Source organism: Candidatus Paceibacterota bacterium, assembly GCA_035452965.1.
Lineage (GTDB): Bacteria > Verrucomicrobiota > Verrucomicrobiia > Limisphaerales > UBA8199 > UBA8199.
This window is the reverse complement of the sequence record DAOTCE010000004.1, coordinates 26,711-43,504: the sequence shown is the minus strand read 5'-3', so window position 1 is coordinate 43,504 and position 16,794 is coordinate 26,711. Positions and strand designations below refer to the sequence as shown.

Below are 16,794 nucleotides of genomic sequence, written 5' to 3'. Positions count from 1 at the left end.
CCGGATATTTGCATTACGCTCGCATGGAGTCATGATGCGTCGTGTGACAGGATTCCTGATTTGCGCCATTCCAGGTCTGGTGATGCTGGTTTGCGGTCTCCTGGTGCCGGCGCACTTGCGGGCGGTAGATTCCGGCGTGCTTCAAAGGGCCGGCATTAACACGGCGTCGCTGGCCGACCGGGGACTGACGCTCGTCAGACAGAACAAGCTGGGGGCGGCCGAATTGCTCCTGCGAGCTGCGCAAATGGAAGGACTTCCCGATTGGCACCGGCTCGGTCTGGCGTTAACCAACTCGGCCTTGCAGCATCCCCGCTGGATGGTCTGGGGTGGAGGCGACCCGCGCCTGGAGCGTCTGTTTGCCAGCGATCCCCTCCTTCCCAAGTCCGGGTCTGAGCCATTTACCGACTTTGCCGTTCGGGAAGAGAATCGGGCAGTGGCGTTTGAGTTGCTGCGAGACTCGGCGCTGCCGACCATCCGGGAAGTGCTGCAATGTCGTGCGCTAACTAACACCGCTGTATTCTCCCCTTCGCAGTCCGCCGCCGGACAGGCGCTCGACACAGCTCTTGCCATTTGCGGACTCTTGCTGGAAGGAGGCCATTTGAGCGGGGGGCTGAGTGATGCCGTCTTCCAGTTAGCGGGAGCGAGTAATCTCGGAGGTGATGCGCAGCGACTGGAACAAGTGCTGCTTGATTTGATGTCGTTGGGGCAAAGGCTCAACTGGGGCCAGCTCGTGGAATTCGTCAGCCAGATTCAGGATGTGGAGACGTTACGCCTGCTGGCGAACCTGGTGCGCCGGAACGAAGGGCAGTTGCCGGTAGTTTTCGCGGCGGTGCAGCTTTCCGGCAAACCGGCACAGGTTGCGGCCTACCTGATGAACTTCAGCCAGACCGGGATGAAAGACCTGGGGGCCAGTCTCCGTTTCGGGACGGGCGGCGTTAGCGAGCTTCTGCAGCGTAACCGCCGTTTGCACAGCTACGGTTTCGCGCAGCGATTGGCCGGACAGGCGCCGTTTGGCGTGTTTGGCTCGTTCGCGACAGATTTATGCTGGCGTAAGCCAGGACTGGGGCTGACTATGAAGTGGTTGTTGTACCTGGCGGGCGGGTTCCTGCTGGCCGCGGCCTTGCATTTTGCGCGCCCGGCGGCCTCGGCCTTGGAACGTCCGCTGCAGGTGCGCGGGTTTCATGTGGCCCGCGAGGTTTTATTTGCGCTGGGCTTCCTGCTCGTGGTGTTGCTCCTGAGCGAGCCGTTTCTCGCTCAGGAAAGCCAAAGAGTGGAGCTTCCTTTTCGGCTGCGCCTGCCCACGGTGGGTGGCGTGGCCCCGGCGGGAACCCCCGGCGTTACGCGATCAATTATGAACCAACTGAGTCTATTGACCCTGCTGCTGTTCTTTGTGCTGCAGGCGCTACTATACACGGCGTGTCTGGTCAAATTGGCAGAGATCCGCCGCCAGAACCTGCCTTCGCGCATCAAGCTGAAGCTGCTGGACAACGAAGACCACCTTTTCGATGCCGGGCTTTACCTGGGTTTTGCGGGCACAATCATCTCGTTGATCCTGGTGTCGCTGGGCGTGATCCAGCCGAGCCTTATGGCGGCCTACTCGTCCACCTCGTTCGGCATTATCTTCGTTTCAGTCTTCAAGATTTGCCATTTGCGCCCGCTGCGCCGCAAGCTGGTGCTTGACGCGGAAGCCCCGCCAGCCGTTGCGACCAGGCTAGCCCCGACCACATGAACCGCTCGATTCTAATCGTTATCTGCGACTTCCTGCTGGTGAGCCTGCTGGCATTCTCCGCAGTTGATATCAGCAAGACCACCCGCGAGGGGGTTCCGCGGCAGGTCCAGACGACCATCGCCACCAACAGAGTGGACGACCGGCAGGACCTGGCCGCTGTAATGCGGCTGGCGCTGGAGGAGGAACGCAAAGGGCGCGACGCATTGCTGGGAGAACTGACGCAGACGCGCCAGGCGGCAGCCCGGCAGCAGGCGCAGTTGCGCGAGCGCGAGACGCAGGTGCAGACCTTCCGCGAGGAGCTACAAAAGAAAGATCAACAAGTGCAGGCGTTCCAGCGGGAACTGCAACAAAAGGACCAGCAAACCGCGCAGCTTGCGCAGCAACAGACCAATCTGCTGCGGCAGTATGTTGCCGCTCAGACCAACATCCAATCTCTGAACCAGCAGCTTTTGACCAGTTCGGCTGAAACGCTGATTTCCAGAGAGAAGCTCGCAGCGATGCAGGCGGAGCTTCGCAAGCAAGCGGAACAAGCGGCGGCCTTGCAGCGGCAACTCGGGCAACTGGCCCAGAGCAACCAGTTGGTCCTGAACGAAAAGCAGCGCCTCGCTGGTCAGCTCCAGGTGGTCGAGGCCGAGAAGCGGCTGGTCACTGAACAAGTCACCCGCATGCAAGAAGAGGTGAAAGTTGAGCGCGCGGAGAAAGCCAAATTGGCCGAGGGGGTCAAAACGCTTGCCAGCAAGTCAGAGCAATTAGCCCAGGAAATCCAACTGAACCGTCCGCTGGCTCCCAATACGATCTTTAGCGAGTTTGCCACCAACCGCGTGCAAGCGAGCGTGTCGGGTGTCCGCGCCGGCTTCCTGGGCTTGGAGTCGAACAAGCGGGCGATCACCCAGACTGTGCTGGTCACGGACGGGACGAATACGGTTGCCCTTTGTCATGTGCAGGACACGCCCCTGAGCTTCAGCTACCCGGGCACGGAGTGGGCGGGGCTGACAGGGACACTGGAGCGCAACGCGGCGATTATTCCCATCAGGGCATTGTCATTCTGCCAACTGGACCCACGGGTGGTGTTCATGCCGGTCACCCGGGCGGAGGTCCATGAACTCGGCGGCAAGGTTTATCGTATCTCGTCCGACCCCTACAAGTTCCAGGATGCGGTGCTGGTTGGAGCACAGGAAGGCTACTACGGGGAATGCACATTCCAGATAGATCTGACCACGCCACTCTATGTCAAGATGGACCGTAATTCCCTCAAGGGGCTGTTTGGCAAGTTCAACCCGTCGCGCGGTGACCTTGTGTTCAGTCGCACCGGCGAATTGCTCGGCATCATGGCCAACAGCACTTACTGCATGATGATCAAGAACTTCCATGCGACGGCGACGTTCCAATTTGGGGCCGACGTGCGAAGCCAGGAGACCGGGTCAACGCTGGCGCGGTTATACTCCTTAATAACCCAATTACCCTTTAAGCTTCAATAGGGGTGGGTGGCTCCATCTCCGCGGCAACCCCGACCGCTGCTTGACGGCATGTCCCGCCGTGGCCAAACTCGTCTCATGAAACGACGCGCCTTTCTCAAATCTGTCGCCTTCACTGGAGCCGCCGGCCTCATTCTTCCCCGCACCCGCCTTTTCGGAGCGGACGCACCCGGCAACAAGCTCAACCTCGCCCTCCTCGGCACCTGGGGCCGCGGCGAAGCCCACTTCGACGGCATTGCGAAAGAAAATGTCGTCGCCTTGTGTGACGTGAACGAAAAGCACCTTGCCTTCGCCGCCCCGAAGTTCCCCAAGGCCAAACAGTATGTGGATTGGCGCAAGTGCCTAGACCAGAAGGACGTTGAAGCGGTCGTTTGCTGCACCGCCGATCACACCCACGCCTTCGTCGCCAACTGGGCGATGAACCGCGGCCAACACATCTATTGTGAGAAACCCCTGGCCAACTGCGTCGAGGAAGCCCGCGTGGTCCGCGCTACCTACCTCAAGAAGAAGGACAAGCTGGCAACCCAAGTCGGCACCCAGCGCCACGAGTACGAGAACTTCAACCGCGTTAGAGAACTCGTCCTGGACAAGGCGATTGGCGAGTTGCAGGAAGTCAGCGCGTGGGGCGACCGGCAGCTTCCCAAGCCGGGCTACCTCCCCGCCGCCGGGGATCCGCCCAAAGACTTCCACTGGGACTTGTGGCTGGGGCCTTCGCCCGCGCACCCCTGGAATCCCGAATACTTCTCCGGCAGCTCGGGCATGAATTGCCTCCAATGGAACATGTTCTGGGACTTCGGCAGCGGTCAGGTCGGGGACATGGGCAGCCACACCATGGACATCGCCTGGAACGCGATTGACGCCGGTCTGCCGGTTTCAGCCGAGGGCAAGGGCGACCCCTTCAACCCTGAAGTCACGCCCGTCAAGTTGGAGATGCATTTCGAGATTCCCTCCAATCACTGGCGCCAGGCCATCCGGGTATCTTGGTACCAGGGCGGCGCAATGCCCGAGTCGCCCGTGCCCTATCTCGACCTGAAGAAGATTGACCACGGCGCGCTCTTCGAAGGGAGCAAGGGCTGCCTCGTGGCTGATTTCAAATCGCGCGCGCTGTTTCCGCTGGGCAACCAGGCCGACCTGACCTACTACAAGCCTCGGCCCAAGTCCGCCTTGCTGCCGCCGCTGGGCAATTTCCAGAGGCAGTGGATCAACGCCTGCAAAGGCGACCTGAAAACCGCCTGCGACTTCGACTACGCCGGGAGAATGATCGAAATGATGATGCTCGGCCTGGTAGCGTATCGCGTTGGCCGGAAGATCAACTACGACGGTGCCACCGGGCGCGTCACCGACTGTCCGGAAGCCAACGAACTGCTGGCACGCACCTACCGGCCTGGCTGGACCCTCAATGGATAGGCTCCTGTTTGCCTTAGCGGCGCCCTGCTGAACCTCGCCAAACGGGAAACTTATTATCCATGAATACAATTCCGATTCCATCACGCGCCGCCCTTGCTCGATTCGTTCTCGCGAGCTTGTTGTCGGCGGGCCTGACCGCGTGCCAGAGCGCACCCAAGCCGGCGACCGCGCAGACCTTCCGGGTGATGACTTACAACATCCATCATGGAGAAGGGGTTGACGGCAAGTTGGACTTCCAGCGCATCGCCGAGCTGATCAAACGCGAGCGCGCGGATATTGTCGCGCTGCAGGAAGTGGACAAGGGCGTGGAGCGGACCGCGCGGCGCGACTGCCCGGCCGAGCTGGCGGTGCTAACAGGCATGACCTGCGTGTTCAGCAACAACTTCCACTTCCAGGGCGGGGAATACGGCAACGCGATCCTGACACGCTTCCCCGTCAAGCGCTGGACCAACCAACACTATAAGATGCTCCGCCAAGGCGAGCAGCGCGGACTCCTGCAGGTGGTGCTGGAAGTCCACGGGCGCGAGCTGGTGTTTATGAACACGCACATTGACTTCCGCCCGGACGACACCGAGCGACTCATGAACGTGGCGGAGCTTCTGGAGATCATTCCTGCTTACGGCAAGAAACCGATGATCCTCTGCGGCGACTTCAACGACACGCCCGGCAGCCGCACACACGAGAGGATCGCCCAGGCCTTTGTTGATACCTGGCCGCAGGCCGGCACGGGCGACGGGCCAACCATCCCCGCCGTGCAGCCGCGCAAGCGGATTGATTACATCTGGCTCAGGAAGGGCGGAGTCGTCGAGCCGGTCCGAGCCTGGGTGCCCGAATCCCAGGCGTCAGACCACTTGCCGGTGGTGGCAGAATTCCGGTTCCGGTGAGCTCATCGGGCCGGTAGGCCGGACGCGTGAGCCAGCGCGAGTGTCTGCGGATAGCCGCTCAGGCCGCGCGGAGGTTCACAAGCCGGGTGAAGGCGGTATCCCAAGTGTTCGCGTAGGGGAGCAACACTTCCGTCTTGATGGATTTGCGCACGATCTCGCGCGCCTGCTCAAGCGACTCGACATGACCAAGGGTCAATGCCTGCACAATGATATTGCCGACCGCCGCCGTGTCCGGGGGTGCCATCACCAGGGGACGGCGCACGGCATTGGCGATGAAATGGTTCAGCAGGGGATTGGCGGAGCTGCTCAGAAGGTAAATCCGCGCGACCTGCCGCCCGGTTACCTCTTCCATTTCCTGCAGCGCCTTGCGATACGACAGGGCCACGCTCTCCAGGATGCAGCGAATGATCGGGCCGGGCTTGCGGGGCACGGGCTGCTTGGTTTCCCGGCAGAACGCCTGAATCTTGAGCGGCATATCGCCCGACGACAGAAACCGGGGATCTTCCGGGTTGATCAACGATTCGAAGGGAGGCGCGGAACCCGCCAGGTGTGTGAGCAACGTGTCATCAATTTCACGGTCCTGGTCCTTCCAGAACCGGCGGCACTCCTCAAGAATCCTCAGCCCAACCGTCTGCTTGGAGAAACGCACCGATCCGCCGTAGCCGGGCTCGTTGCTGAAACCCAGACTGCTGCTCTTTTCAGTGATGATTGGCCGGGCAACCTCCGTCCCCATTGTGGCCCAGGAACCCACACGCAGATAGGCCCAGCTCTCCCCAGGCACTATGGGCAAGCCTGCCAGCGCCGCGGCCGTCTCGTGCGAGCAGGTCGTCACAACCAAAGCGTCATCCAGGGCCGTGGACTTCACAATCTCCGGCCGCAGCGGCCCCAGCTCTTTGCCCGCGGAAACGAGCGGCGGAAATAACTTGGACGGCAACTGCGCCGCGCTCAGCAGCCGGGGAGACCAGCTATTGGTCACAGGATTAAAGAGCTGCGTGGCGCCCGCCAGGGATACTTCGAAGCGCGGAATGCCGGAGAGCAGATAATTGAAAGCGTCGGCAATCGGCAGGAGGTGTCCCGCCCGGCCAAGACGCCGCGGCTTCTCCGCCGCCAGTTGGAAGAAGGTATTCGCGAGCATCGGCTGGACCCCAGTCTCCTGATACAGGGATTCCTTTGGAACCAGCGACAAGCCCTTCTGTATCCCTTCCTGGGTACGGGGATCGCCGTAATGATACGCGGGTGTGATCAGCGAACCGTCGGCCTCGAAGAGCAGGTAATCGCCAGCCCAGGAATCGCAACTGATGCTGTCCACGGCCTCCTCATAGGCGCCAACAGACCGCAAGCCGTCGAGCGTCTCCTGATACAGCCGGGGGATGTCCCATTGGAGCGAGTCTTTGTCCCGGACCGGGGTATTAGGGAAGCGGCGCACCTCGCTGACCACGAGCGCGTCCTTGTCGAGAGTTCCCATCATCACGCGACCACAGTCCGGACTTAGGTCGCAGGCGACATAATACTTGCTCATTTGGCCCCGGTTTGCTGCAAGTGCCGTGCCCCATTGAGGCGAAAACTCAGATTTGACGCTCCCCTCAGCTAAGCTCAGAAAGCGCAACGGTTGCCGTTCACTCTCGAGAGTCGGCGCCACAGCCTTTCCCGGCTGCCCTGCCTTGCCCAAGCTCAGCCGGTTCCGAGTCCGCGCCTGTGATGCGGTCGGTGAAAGCCCGTGCGCCCACTGCGTGAAGCGTACCAAAATGGAACAGGAGAGTGTGCAATTCCGGTCCACCAGGTGTTGGGTAGGGCCGCCTCGCCGAGGCGGTCAAACGGTGGCGCTTTCGGCGAACGCGCCCTGCCAGACTCAGGAGTTACGCCGCACAAGGGACCCTCACCGTATCCCCACCGTATCCTCCCCACATCCACACCGTAGATACAGCCTTGACATCCCCAGACGATTCGGTGTAAACCACTGTCGTCAAAGAACTTCCGACAAGAAGCCGCCCAAAAGCACTGCCCGGGAACCCAAATCCAGGCAAGTGCCGCAGTTACAAAGACTTACGGAGAATTGGCTGGAATTGGCCACTTCCGCGCTTTGGCGAACCCACCATACCAACGCGGCTACCCACGGGACCGTAAGTTCCGAAAAGACCTGGCTTAACCACGCGGGAAATGGCATCCCCGCAGAGTAGTGCCCCGGAGCGTCAATGGACCTTGCCTTTCGGCCAGGCGCGACAGCGCGAGCGCGTCCTGCGGCGTCAGAGGCCGCAGGATTAGGCGTTCGGTTTGCAGTGTCGGCTGTTGCCTCACCATACGATTGCTGTTTGATTGATTGCAGGAGCCGTGGCCGGCCACAGGGCCTTCTGGCCATCCTCCAACGCCGCTTCCAGGTAATACTCAACCGCACCCCGAGCTTGAGCAGGAAGCCCAACGCGGTAAGCCTGCCGGGCGCGATGGGTGGCCGCCAGCTTCTTGAATCGGCCCTCGCCCAGGGAACGCCAGTGCAGCTTGAGCCCGGCGCACTTCGCACCCGACAGGACAAAGGCACGGATTTCATGCGGTTCTCTGGCATTCATCAGGGTGCGCCTGGCGGAGACGAAAATCCGCGGACTGCCCCGATAGGCCGTGCTGATGGCAGCTTCCGCCGGCAAGGCCTCCCCGAGAAGTTGCGCAATGGCCCCGTCATGTGCGGACACAACCCGCGCGCGACAACCGCTCTCAATGCTGGCAATGGTCCCGATCTCGCCAGGTGACTTGGCGCAGTTCACGAAGGCGGCGATCATGTCCTCATAACTTCGCGCAACGTCCAACCGAAGGGGAAGGACTTCGCTTCGGACGCAGCTCAACTTCCTGCCAGCCTCCTGCATCGCATTGACTTCCTTCAATTTCGCCGCCAGGCGATCGGCCAAAACCCAGGTTCGCACCCGCAGTTGGGAGGCCCGGATGAAATTGAGCCAATAGTCAAACCGTTCAAGATAGCCGGCGCCGCTGATGCGGGGCCGCAGCGCCTCCAACTCGCGCAGCGGTCCGAAGAACTCCGAGATTTGGGCATCTGTGGTGCTGGCGCCGCCCCGAATCAGCGCGTTAATCCCCAGATGGCCGCCATCGAGCTTCTGTAAAGCCAAGCCTGCCTCGGCGCCGGCATCGCCGCCAAACATGCCCCGCCCCCAATCGATCCAAAAAGCACGCATCCCAGACGTCCGGTCTCCGGCAGCGGCGGCGTTCGCATGGGTCCCGCCCGTAATGTCAAAGTCCCAGCCGGCTTGCGCCAGCGCCGTGATGTTCGGCGATATGGCCGCCGTGCGCCAGTGGATCGCCATCATGCCTTCACATCCGTAGCGGAAGGCATCGGAAGAGTTGGCGAACATCCGCTCCGCCCAGAGCTGCAGGTCCCAGCAGGTGCAGCAATGCGCCCCGGCTGTGTCATCGTCCTCGGCCCAGCCGATGACCCACTTGGGACGGTTCGGCATGGCGCCATACGCCTGCTCCACCGGGTCGCGTCCCAGGCTGGTGTTGATGGACGAGGCCGCCCAACTCTTCGGGGCACGTTTGTCCATCCAGAGCGCGTCATCGCGAGTGCCCAGGCGCCAGCCGCAGGTGGCGAAGCCAAACGGCGCCTGAACCTCCTTGGCCGCTGCCTCAACCAGGCCCAGCTCGCGCTCGACATTGGCCCCGGAGGTAATCTCCCAACCGCTGGAGCCGGGGTCCTGCCCCAGCCAAATCTCCGCCGCCCAGAGCCAGTAATAATCCACCGGCGATTTGCGCATGAGCCGAAGAAAGGTGCCCTCGTAGAGGCGGCGAATGACGGCCGGATCATCTGGTTTCAGGCCCCTGCCCTCCAGCCGTGCCGCCAGCGCTTTCGGGATGCCCAGAGGAAGCTCCGTGCCGACGCAAGTCTTGATGGCAAGACGCCGCGCATGATGGAAGGCTTTTTGCTGAAAATCTCCGTAGCGGTTGAACATCGCCACAGCGGCCTCGCCGGTCCTGGGCCACTCCAGGCAGTCGAGCATGAAGTCCGGGCCATAGTCGTCGCCTTCAAACAACAGGCCGGCGCCGGAGGCGTAGCGGCTGGTTGGAAATGGACTCACCGCCCATCCCCTTCGTGTGGTGACCACGCCCGCTTCATACCCAAACCGGACGTTGCCCTGCGCGTCCACATCTTCGGGCAGCCCGATCCAGACGTTGGCCTCCGGCCCGGCAGCCGGGTTCCAACTCGGGTAGGTATGCAGGCCAATGAAATTCAGCCTTAGCTTCGCCATTTGCGACAAGACGCTCTGGTAGTCCTGCAGATTCCACCAGTCCGGCCCAACCGAGAAATCATGAAACGGCTGGAGCCCCCGCAACGCGAACCGGGGCTTGCCGGTCTCGTTCGGCTCAGGCCAGGCGCCCGTCAATAGCTCATCCGGCACAACGTCTTCATCCAGCGCGAACCGGATGCCCAGCTTCTCGGCAAACCGGTACGCGCCATACAATGCGCCAGCCTCATCGCCGCCCACAATCCACCAGACCCTGCTGCCGCCCGCCATTTCGCACCTCAGCGAGAACTGCTGCGGCCCCAGCCCATTCCCGAGTTCACCACAGAACTTCGCCTCGCGTCGTGACACCACAATACGGTCACCGGTGCTCACCCCTCTCTGCACCGGCAGCAACTTCCCGGTGCGCAGATAGGCATAGCGCCTGACTTCATTCGCGGCCAGCGACTCCAACTCCGAGGCGTCCCGTCTAATGGCAATCACCTTCGGCCCCGCCAGAACGGCCTTGTCAAGACGCGGCGGGTTGGCGAACTGCCTCTCGACCTGAGTTGGTGCCCCTCCGCAAACGTTGATAAGCCATAGGCCTCCCGCAAACGCGAGCGCAGAACTAAGCGATTTACTCATAGTGTTCTCTATCCGATCTTCCGGTGCCCCGGCTGTTCTACCTGAACCAATTGCCATGAGAAGCGAAAACATGCTTAACCGCTGCTGTTAACCGGACATCAAGCAGCGATTACTCGATGGGAGCAGTGCGGCTTCATGTGACGAGGTGGCGGAGCGGAACGGCCGGTCAAGTTGCGCCAGCAACGCTTGATTGTCAGGCGACTGGAATGGAGCAAGGCCGTTCGGGACCAGTCAGCCGCCGCTACGCGGTGTTCAGCCCGGTTCGTCCGGAAGGCGCCTGTCGCGTATCCAAGATGCCCACGCGGAACATATCTGTGCTTGCCAGTGGGCAGGTTTAACCGTCGAATGCACCGAGTTTTCGGCACGTTGACATTATGAACACAAGCAGTCATATCAGCCGACGGACGTTTCTGGCCGGGACTGCCAAATTGGGGGTAGCCGGCCTGGCGGCCGCGTCGGTTGAATCTCTCCTCGGCGCTCAACCCCAAACGGCCTGGCAAATAGGCTGTTACACCCGGGCGTTCGATCAATTTGAATACCCGGTGGCGCTCGATGCCATAGCCGAAGCGGGTTTCAAGCACGTCGGCCTGATGACCACGAAGATTAAGCAGTGGGTGATGATCAAGACCACCACTCCGGCTGAGGAAGTGCAAGCCATGCACCAGGCAGCCCGGAAGCGCGGACTCAACGTGCTGTCAGTCTATGGCGAGGCCCCGGCTACCGATTCCCTCGACGCGGGCATCCGCGGCTTGAAGAAGCTCATTGATCACGCTGCATTCTGCGAGTGCCCGCACCTGATGCTGGCCGGGACGAGCGATGTGAAGCTCTACCAGATCTACTACCAGACCATCGCGGAGTGCTGTGACTACGCCGCCGCGAAGGGCGTTGGCCTCAGCATCAAGCCGCACGGCGGACAGAACGCCACCGGCCCTCAATGCCGCAAGGCCATCGAGCTCGTGGCCAGGAAGAACTTCAGGCTCTGGTATGACCCGGGCAATATCTTCTACTACTCGGACGGCAAGCTCGATCCCGTGGAGGATGCCGCCACGGTGGACGGCCTGGTGGTCGGCATGAGTGTCAAGGACTTCCTCCCGCCCAAGGAGGTGCTGGTGAACATCGGGCAGGGCAAGGTGAACTTCCCGAAGGTCTTTGAGCGGCTGAAGCGGGGCGGTTTCACGCACGGGCCTTTAATTGTCGAGTGCCTCGCGCGCGGCACCCTGGAGAGCGTGATCGCCGAAGCCAGAAAGGCCCGCCTATTCCTGGAGAAACTGACCGGTCAGCAGGCCTGAGAGGGCCGGTTACTCTTCGAAACAGGGCCGCGAGGGATTGCAGACGTCGGGGCCGACCGGGCGGTCATCCGGGCCGGTCTCAGTCAAGGTGCAATTGCACCAGCAGTGGCTGGTCCGCAGCGATTTCGGGTCAGGCTGGCCGGGGGCTTCGTCCGCCAGGGCAGGCAAAAACATGCTCTTGGCGCGAAGTTTCTTGCAGATGGGACCTGTGGTCATGGCAACGTCTTGAGTTGCATCAGCGCCCGCCGAATCAAGGCGCGGGCCAAAGGGATCTTGTAGCCGTTCTCGGAACGAGCCTTCGCCTGTTCGAGGATGACCTCCGCTGCCTTGTCCGCGAGCGGTTCATCCAGGACCTTTCCTTCCAGCAGCTTGTGGGCGGCCGGCACCTGGTGAGGGACATTCGAGATCGCTCCCAGCACAACGCGCGCCTGGCTGATCTTGTCCCCCTCGACCCGGCCCGCCGCGGCGCAACTGACCAGCGCCCAATCGAACTGGGCCTTCTCACTTACCTGCAAGTAGCAACTGCGGCGTTGCTGGACCGGCACCTCGACTTGCAGGATCAGGTCCGCCCGGTCCAGGGAGTTATGAGCGGTGGGGTTGTCCCAGGCCCGGGCATAGAACTCCGCGACGGTCATGCGTTGGGCCTTGTCCCCGCGCTGCACGATCACCGTGGCGTCCAGGACGGCGAGCGCCACCGCGAGATTGGAAACCACCGGGCTGATGCAGGGGTTGCCGGTGAAGAGACTGTGGTATTTGTTCTCGCCGTTCCTGGCGTAGCACGTGTCCCCGCCTTTCTTGAGGCAGTGCACATCCCGGTGGCGGTAATACCAGCAGCGCGAATGCTGCGCCAGGTTCCCGCCGACCGTCGCGACGTTGCGAATCTGCCGCGAGCCAACCTCGGCGGCAGCCTGGTGCAGGCCGCGGAAGGTCTGCTTGAGCCCGTCGTGATCCTCCAGCTCGGCAACGGTCACGTTGGCGCCGATCGTCCAGGTCTTTTCGCCCGGCTCGATCCGGCTGAGGCCCGGCAGCGCCTTGACGTTCACCAGCACCTTCGGCTCGGAGATATAGTCCTTCAGCTCGCCGAGCAAATCTATCCCGCCGCCGATGTAGCGGCCGCCGTCCGCAACCAGTTCACGGGCGCTGGCCGGCGTGAGGGCAGTAGCGTAGGCAAATGGTTTCACGCTGCGCCTCCCGTCTTGCCCAGGGCCGCCAGAACTCTGGCGGGCGTGATGGGCAGGCTGCGGACGCGCACGCCCAGCGCGTTGGCCACTGCGTTGGCAATGGCCGCCGCCGTCGGGATGGTCACCGGCTCGCCAATGCCGATCACCCCGCGCTCCGGCATGTCCATGAGCACAATGTCAATCTCCGGAATGTCCGCCAGCGCCGGGAGTTTGTAGGTCTCGAAGTTCGGGTTCAGCACAACGCCCGTCTGCCGGTCCATGACGCGCTCCTCGTAGAGGGCGTAGCCGATGCCCATGATGATGCCCCCATTGACCTGGCTCTCGCAAGTCAGCTTGCTCACGATCAGGCCGCAGTCCTGAACGCAAGTGACCTTCTTCACCCTAACGAACCCGGTTTCGGTGTCCACCTCGACCTCGGCGAACTGCACGCCGCCGACGCCGCTGGAGGACAGGCCTCTCTGCCATTGGCCGGGCCTCACCAGCGGCTGCAGTCCAAGCCGCTTGCAGGCATCCCGCCAGTTGGGACCGCGCGCGTCCGCCACGCTGGCTTGCCATTGCAGCGCCGACAACGCCCTGGTGCACGCGTCATAGACCGCGGGACAGACAGAAGCCGCGGTAGTGCTGCCGCCACTGTCGTTGCCGTACGGGAAGCGCGTGTCGCCGATCTGCACCTGGATCTGGTCAGGGGCCAGCCCGAACGTCTCGGCTGCCACCAGGGCGACCAGCGTGCGCGTGCCGGTCCCCAGGTCCTGGGTGCCGCAGCGAACTTCGACGCTGCCATCCGGATTAATTTGCGCCTCAGCCCGCGAGCGCTGGTTTCCGCCGCCCCCCCACGTGGCCCCGCCACAACCCACGCCGGTCTTGACGACGCCGGGCGACGTGCCCGGCTTGCGGTATTTCTGGCTCCAGCCAAAGCGTTCGGCGCCCAGCCGGTATTGCTTCTGGCGGACTTCGGACGGGTCATTCTTGATGCGCAGCTCGACCGGGTCCAGGTTCAGCTTCAGGGCCAGCTCGTCGAGAATGCCCTCTATGCCGTAAGACGAAGGCGGGCTGGCCGGGGCGCGGAAAGCGCGCGCCGACCCGGCATTAACCGCCACCGCAGCCTGCTTCACGCGGATGTTGGGCACGCGGTAGATGTAAGGCGCGTGCAGTTCAACGCCGCTGCCGCCGCCCGCGGTCGAGCCGCCGCTGCCGATGCCGGCAGTGCCATAGTTCTCGAACTCGAAGGCCTGCAATTTGCCGTCAGCCGATGCGCCGAGCTTGATCTTCTGGAAGCTGGAGGGCCGGTTGCCGGCCGCCAGCGCCTGATCGAACCGCGTCAGCATGATCTTGACCGGCGCCCCCGCGGCCTTCGACAGGCGCGCCGCCAGCCCGCCCTCGATGCCAGGCCCGAACTTGGCGCCGAAGCCGCCGCCCATATGCTCGGTGATCACGCGCACCTGGTTCTGGGGCACCCCCAGGTTCGAGGCCAGCCCATCCCGGACGCTGAAGACCCCCTGCGTTGAAGACCAGGCGGTCACGCCGGCGTCGGTCCAGGAAATTGTGTGGCCGTGGGGTTCGAGCGGGTGATGCACCTGCACTGCGGTGTTGTAGAAGCCCTCAACGACAGCCGCGCATTCAGCGAACGCCTTGTCCACCTCCCCCTTCTCGTTCACCCTGGGAGGAGAGAGATTTGGGTTCTCCTCCCAGACTCGCGGCGCGGATTCCTGCCGGGCGTCTTCCTCACGCACCACGAACGGCAGCGGCGTGGCGCGAACTTCGATGGCCCTTAACGCGTCGAGGCATGCCTGTTTGCTCGTGCCGGCCACGGCCGCGAGCTCTTCACCATAGTAACGGACCGTGCGTTCGCCTTCGCGGGACAGCAGCGCTGCCTTGATGCCGGGCACCTGGAGCGCCTTCTCCAGGCTTATGCCGGCGATCTTCGCCTTCGGCCATTTGGAGCGGAGTATCATGCCGTAAAGCCAGCCTCCGGGCTGAACATCTGAAGTGTACTTGGCCGCGCCGGTGACTTTGACCGGTCCGTCCACGCGGGGAGCGCGCGAGCCAATGCGGGTTCGCTTTTCAGGCCAGCTTGCCATAGGAAATGACCTCCGTTCTGGTAGTGGTGGACACGCCGGCGGCCTTAAGCGCCGCCTTCATCACGTGCGGATAGGTGCCGCAGCGGCATAGGTTTCCGGCGCAGGCAGTCTTGACCTGCTCAGCCGTCGGGCGCGGATTTTGCCTGAGCAGGGCTGTGACGCTCATAACGAAGCCCGGGGTGCAGTAGCCGCACATGAGCGCGTCTTCGGCCACAAAGGCCTGCTGCACCGGGGTGAGCTTGCCCCCCTCCGCCAGTCCCTCGACGGTGGTGATGGCATGGCCTTGCGCTTCAATGGCCAGTTTCGAGCAGGCGTAGATCGGGGTGCCGTCCAGCAGCACTGTGCAGGCGCCGCAGGTAGCGCGGTCGCAGACTTCCTTGGCGCCGGTCAGACTCGCATGGTTGCGCAGCGCGTCCAGCAGCGTGACGCGCGGTTCCACCTCCAGCTTCAGGGGCTTGCCGTTGACATTGAGCGTAATCGGCACGGGCCCCGGCCCGTGCAGCTTCTCAGTGTCGGCCTTGGACAGTTCCTGGGCCACCGATTCGAGTTGCGCCGTGGCCGCCACTGCCGCGCTGGTGCCGAATGTCTTGAGGAACGAACGGCGCGAGACCGTCAGGCCCTCCCTTGTTTTGGAATCATTCATAGTCAATCCCCGTTGTTGCCATGCTAATCTCCTTGTCCTCCCCGAGTGTGCCCTTTCAGAACTGGTCGGTCCCGGCGCCGCATAAATCGGCACAGGAAACTTGCACATCCTTGTTTGGGCCGGGCTCGCCAAACCTGGCCAGGAACACGCTTCGCTTGCCGGCGTCGAACCATTTGAGTCTCAGCAGTGGCTCCTGTACCCGGGACGTTCGATTGACCGCCACCGCAAAGCTGCTGGTGGTCGTGCGCGGCTTGTACCAAAGCCCTTCGCCGCACGAACCAGCCTCGCAGGACTCGAGCGGAGCCGTCTCCACCGAGACAAAGCTGCCCGCCGAAAAGGCGTAACCACTCTCCGTTTGACGCAGCGCCAAAGGCGCGATGCGGCTCTTCAGCGCGGCGCGCTCCAGCCCCGATGCATTGGCCCGCAGCCAGGCCATCAGCGCCTTGCGCTGGGCCGGCGTCGCCGCCTTCGGCAGATAAACCACGGCCTGGTCCCCCGTCGCGTCCTCCGCCGCCAGATTGTCCGGGGAAGTTTCGAGAACTGCGAGCTGAAGCCCGGCCAGGCTCTCATTGCCAAATCGCCCGTCCATGAAACTCCATGCCCGCAGCATGTAACGCCCCCTCTGGGTGGCCTCGCTGGAAACCACGCAGCCCCCGGCGTAAAGCTCGCACGAGTGCAACTCCAGCAGAGTGCCGCGGGGAATAATTCCCGCCCCAAGGTGTTGGGCAGCCAGCCAGCTCACCCCGATCAAATAGCAGCTAACTCTTCTCATGTCTTGTCTCCGCACTCTCAATCGAGTCTAATTGGTCCCGGCGGTGTGGAGGTGCGCGTGCAGGGACCTTCTCAACCATTGCACCTGAATACCCTAAGTGCAAATTTGTCGGCGACCGCCGTGACAACGGGCGGTACCCAGGAGTGGCGGCCCAAGGATCAAGCGTCGGCGGCACGAACGTCCGCCAGCACGGGAGACGAGACAGCCAAACGGAGAAGGGAGGGCTGATCCTTAGGCCTTGGGCCTCTTCATAACGGCCAGCACGAATTTTGAGCCGCCTTTAACCTTCTCGATATTAAACACCGAAACAAGCTCCCATCCGGCCTCGCCGTGTTCGTTCAAATGCTGGCTAAGCTGGCCAGCATCAAAGTTGGTGCCGGTGAAGAATCCGAAGTCGGTCGCCAACTTCAGAACCGTGTATTCCCATTTTGTCTGCATGAGTAATGCTGCGTTGGTTGGTATTTCAGTTCAGCC

At 62.5% G+C, this 16,794-nt stretch carries 13 protein-coding genes; 5 read left to right on the top strand and 8 right to left on the bottom strand.

What is annotated here, in order from left to right; all coding sequences use genetic code 11:
• Nucleotides 1–31 precede the first annotated feature (31 nt).
• The 4 genes from P5205_05245 to P5205_05230 all read left to right on the top strand — a co-directional run bounded on the left by P5205_05245 (nt 32) and on the right by P5205_05230 (nt 5,495).
• Nucleotides 32–1,729, top strand: coding sequence for a hypothetical protein (locus P5205_05245; protein ID HSA09760.1), 1,698 nt, complete (start codon nt 32–34; stop codon nt 1,727–1,729).
• Nucleotides 1,726–3,207, top strand: a complete 1,482-nt coding sequence (locus P5205_05240) for a hypothetical protein (protein HSA09759.1) — start codon at nt 1,726–1,728, stop codon at nt 3,205–3,207. Before P5205_05245 ends, P5205_05240 begins: the two co-directional genes overlap by 4 nt.
• A 75-nt stretch (nt 3,208–3,282) precedes the next feature.
• Nucleotides 3,283–4,611, top strand: a complete 1,329-nt coding sequence (locus P5205_05235) for a Gfo/Idh/MocA family oxidoreductase (GenBank protein HSA09758.1) — start codon at nt 3,283–3,285, stop codon at nt 4,609–4,611.
• Nucleotides 4,612–4,670: 59 nt separating this feature from the next.
• Nucleotides 4,671–5,495 carry an endonuclease/exonuclease/phosphatase family protein gene (locus P5205_05230; GenBank protein ID HSA09757.1) on the top strand — a complete coding sequence of 275 codons (825 nt, stop codon included), beginning with the start codon at nt 4,671–4,673 and terminating at the stop codon, nt 5,493–5,495.
• Nucleotides 5,496–5,553: 58 nt separating this feature from the next.
• Here the strand turns inward: P5205_05230 and P5205_05225 are convergent, their stop codons facing one another.
• Nucleotides 5,554–7,014 carry an FGGY family carbohydrate kinase gene (locus tag P5205_05225; protein HSA09756.1) on the bottom strand — a complete coding sequence of 487 codons (1,461 nt, stop codon included), beginning with the start codon at nt 7,012–7,014 and terminating at the stop codon, nt 5,554–5,556.
• A gap of 772 nt (nt 7,015–7,786) precedes the next feature.
• Nucleotides 7,787–10,357 carry a hypothetical protein gene (locus tag P5205_05220; protein HSA09755.1) on the bottom strand — a complete coding sequence of 857 codons (2,571 nt, stop codon included), beginning with the start codon at nt 10,355–10,357 and terminating at the stop codon, nt 7,787–7,789.
• Nucleotides 10,358–10,731: 374 nt separating this feature from the next.
• Here P5205_05220 and P5205_05215 point away from each other — a divergent pair, with 374 nt between their 5' ends.
• The gene (locus P5205_05215) at nt 10,732–11,646 is read left to right on the top strand and encodes a sugar phosphate isomerase/epimerase family protein (GenBank protein HSA09754.1); all 915 of its coding nucleotides are present in this window, start codon (nt 10,732–10,734) and stop codon (nt 11,644–11,646) included.
• A 9-nt stretch (nt 11,647–11,655) separates the two neighbouring features.
• Here the strand turns inward: P5205_05215 and P5205_05210 are convergent, their stop codons facing one another.
• From P5205_05210 to P5205_05185, 6 genes are all read right to left on the bottom strand, one after another.
• Entirely contained in the window at nt 11,656–11,862 is a 207-nt protein-coding gene (locus P5205_05210) for a hypothetical protein (protein ID HSA09753.1), read from the bottom strand.
• On the bottom strand, nt 11,859–12,827 hold the full coding sequence (locus P5205_05205; GenBank protein HSA09752.1) for an FAD binding domain-containing protein: 969 nt from the start codon (nt 12,825–12,827) through the stop codon (nt 11,859–11,861). The genes P5205_05210 and P5205_05205 overlap by 4 nt, the downstream gene beginning before the upstream one ends.
• Nucleotides 12,824–14,905 (bottom strand): xanthine dehydrogenase family protein molybdopterin-binding subunit, encoded by a 2,082-nt coding sequence (locus P5205_05200; GenBank protein ID HSA09751.1) that lies wholly within the window; start codon nt 14,903–14,905, stop codon nt 12,824–12,826. The genes P5205_05205 and P5205_05200 overlap by 4 nt, the downstream gene beginning before the upstream one ends.
• Entirely contained in the window at nt 14,889–15,548 is a 660-nt protein-coding gene (locus P5205_05195; GenBank protein HSA09750.1) for a (2Fe-2S)-binding protein, read from the bottom strand. The genes P5205_05200 and P5205_05195 overlap by 17 nt, the downstream gene beginning before the upstream one ends.
• A gap of 55 nt (nt 15,549–15,603) precedes the next feature.
• On the bottom strand, nt 15,604–16,320 hold the full coding sequence (locus P5205_05190; GenBank protein ID HSA09749.1) for a DUF1326 domain-containing protein: 717 nt from the start codon (nt 16,318–16,320) through the stop codon (nt 15,604–15,606).
• 231 nt (nt 16,321–16,551) lie between these two features.
• Nucleotides 16,552–16,758, bottom strand: coding sequence for a DUF4177 domain-containing protein (locus tag P5205_05185; GenBank protein HSA09748.1), 207 nt, complete (start codon nt 16,756–16,758; stop codon nt 16,552–16,554).
• Nucleotides 16,759–16,794 lie beyond the last annotated feature (36 nt).